Origin of the sequence: Microbacterium sp. ISL-103, from assembly GCF_018613995.1 — a bacterium.
Classification (GTDB): domain Bacteria; phylum Actinomycetota; class Actinomycetes; order Actinomycetales; family Microbacteriaceae; genus Microbacterium.
On record NZ_JAGGPD010000180.1, the window covers coordinates 1 to 2,503 of the forward strand.

At 71.0% G+C, this 2,503-nt stretch carries 3 protein-coding genes; all 3 read right to left on the bottom strand.

Annotated elements, in window-relative coordinates; genetic code table 11:
- Positions 1–840: MmgE/PrpD family protein (locus J7E68_RS07510; RefSeq protein ID WP_215171345.1), on the bottom strand; the 840-nt coding region annotated here is incomplete at its 3' end.
- The gene (locus J7E68_RS07515; RefSeq protein ID WP_215171347.1) at positions 837–1,505 is read right to left on the bottom strand and encodes a GntR family transcriptional regulator; all 669 of its coding nucleotides are present in this window, start codon (positions 1,503–1,505) and stop codon (positions 837–839) included. The genes J7E68_RS07515 and J7E68_RS07510, both read right to left, overlap by 4 nt.
- Positions 1,506–1,578: 73 nt before the next feature.
- Positions 1,579–2,503 (bottom strand): DMT family transporter (locus J7E68_RS07520; protein WP_215171349.1); only part of this gene is annotated, 925 nt, incomplete at its 5' end.

A 2,503-nucleotide genomic window follows, 5' to 3' on the forward strand; every position in this document is an offset into this window, starting at 1 on the left:
GCGCTTCGCCTCGCCCGCGGCGGGCAGCGGCACCTCGTACGCGGCGTCCTTGCCGTCGAGCATCCAGGCGATCACGCCGTCTTCGCCCTCGTAGATCGGGGCGGGGCTGGTCTGGCCGCGCATCGCCCGGTCGACGGCCTCGACCGCGAGCTTGCCGGCGAAGGCCGGGGCGTGCGCCTTCCAGGTCGAGATCTCGCCCTTGCGGCTCTGGCGGGTGGCGGTGGTGGTGTGCAGTCCCTGGCCGACGGCCTGGTAGATCGTCTCGACGTCGAGGCCGAGCAGAGTGCCGATGCCGGCGGCGGCCGACGGTCCGAGGTGGGCGACGTGGTCGATCTTGTGCTTGTGCAGGCAGATCGCGCGGACGAGGTCCATCTGGATCTCGTAGCCGGTGGCGATGCCGCGCAGCAGCGCGCGACCATCCGCCTGCACGTGCTGGGCGACGGCGAGGATCGGCGGGATGTTGTCGCCCGGGTGCGAGTACTCGGCCGCGAGGAACGTGTCGTGGTAGTCGAGCTCGCGCACGGCCACGCCGTTGGCCCAGGCCGCCCACTCGGGGCTCGTGCGGTGGTCGAGCGCCGCGCCGAAGACCGTGGCGCCGATGCCCCCGGTCGAGACGGGGTGGCTGAACGCCTGGGCGCGGGCCGCGTTGATGGGGCCGCGGGTGAGCGACGCCGCGGCGACCGACGCGTTGTCGATGATGCGGTTGATGATCATGTCGGTGACGTCCTGCTCGACCTCGACCGGGTCTGCGGCGACCTCGGCGATCTTCCAGGCGAGCTGGTCTTCTCGGGCGAGGTTCTCATCGCTGCGGTGCACGCGGACGTGGTGGGTGACGGTCATTTCACACCTTCTGGGTTGGCTGTCAGGGAGTCGAGGATGCCGGCGAGCGCGTTGTGCAGGTGCACATGCGTGGCGTGGGCGGCGAGATCGCCGTCTCGCGCGCCGAGAGCTGCCGCGATCGTGCGGTGCTCGGCGGCTGAGGCGGCGAGGCGGTCGGGCTTGTCTCGGGCCATGCGGCGCACCCGCACGAGGTGCGTGCGCACGGTGCGCAGCGCCGAGGCGATGTAGTCGTTGTCGACCGCGGCGTCGAGCGCCGCGTCGAAGCGGGCGATGAGGGCGTAATACGCATCGCGGCCCTCGACGGCTGTGAGGTCGACGTGCGCGAACTCACCGGCGAGGGCGGCGAAGAGTGCGGCATCCCCGCGCTGTGCTGCGAGTCGGGCGGAGGTCTCTTCCAGCGCGCGACGGATCTCGAAGAGCGCGATGATGTCGTCGGCGTCGAGGCCGGCCACCACCGTCACCCGAGGCGACTGCTGCACGACCAGGCCGTCGGCCGCCAGCCGGCGCAGCGCCTCGCGCATCGGGGTGCGGCTGATGCCGAGCCGGGCGGCCTGCTCGACCTCGCCCAGCACGAAACCGGCGGGGAGGGCGCCCGACTGGATGTCCTCCAGCAGCGCCGCGTGCGCTCGATCGCTCGCGGTGATGCGATCAGCGACAGAGCTCATGCCCTCAGTGTATACACAAATACATCAAGCCGGTCATTCGCGCGACGTACGAGTACTTCACGTATACATTGAGCTACCGCCGCGGCAGCGCGACGGCATCCGGAAGCGGTTCGACGAACTCGGCGGGGCGCGGCTCGCCGAGTTTCACCACGACCACGCCGACCAGCACGAGCGCTCCGCCGAGGGCCTGCAGCAGGTCGGGCAGCTGTCCGAGCAGGAGCCAGCCGAAGAGCAGCGCGGCGACGACCTCGGAGAGCGCGACGAAGGATGCGAGGCGTGAGCCCAGCATCCGGGTCGAGGCGATGCCCAGCACGTACGCGAGAGCCGTCGCGATCAGGCCGATCGCGAGCACCGGCACGAACCACGGCACGGTGCCGAAGCGATAGGTGATGTCGTCGGTCGTCCAGGCGATGGGCAGGATGCCGACGAGTCCGGCGATCGTCAGTGCGATCGCGCCGAGCAGCAACCCCGCCCCGGCGAGCGCGATCGGCGGCAGCCCGGTGTCGGCTCTGGCCGAGAGCAGGAAGTACGTCGCGGCACCCACCATCGCGGCGAGCGCCCAGAGGATGCCGGCGACGTTGACCTCGGCACCGGTGATGATGTCGAGCATCAGCACGAGACCGACGAAGGCGATCGCGGCGCCGATCACGCTGCGCCGACTCGGGCGCTCACCCCGGCGCAGCCACAGCCAGAGGATGACGGCGATCGGCGCTGTGTATTCGATGAGCAGTGCGAGGCCGACGTCCATCACAGCGACGGCCTGGAAGTAGCAGAGCTGCGTGGCGGTGACGGCGAGCAGGCCGTATGCGGCGACCATGCCGGCGTTCTTCCGCAGCACGCCCCATCGCCCCCGCAGCGACAGGATCGTCGGCACGAGCAGCACGAGCGCTGCGACCCAGACCCGCGCGGTCACGGCGGCACCGGGCGTCCACCCCGCATCGATGAGCCCCCGGGCCCAGGCGCCGGACATCCCGAACGCGAAAGCCGCGCCGATCGCC

Excerpts from the sequence above, each read along its gene's own strand:
- J7E68_RS07515 (WP_215171347.1), bottom strand. The coding sequence starts at position 1,505 with ATGAGCTCTGTCGCTGATCGCATCACCGCGAGCGATCGAGCGCACGCG.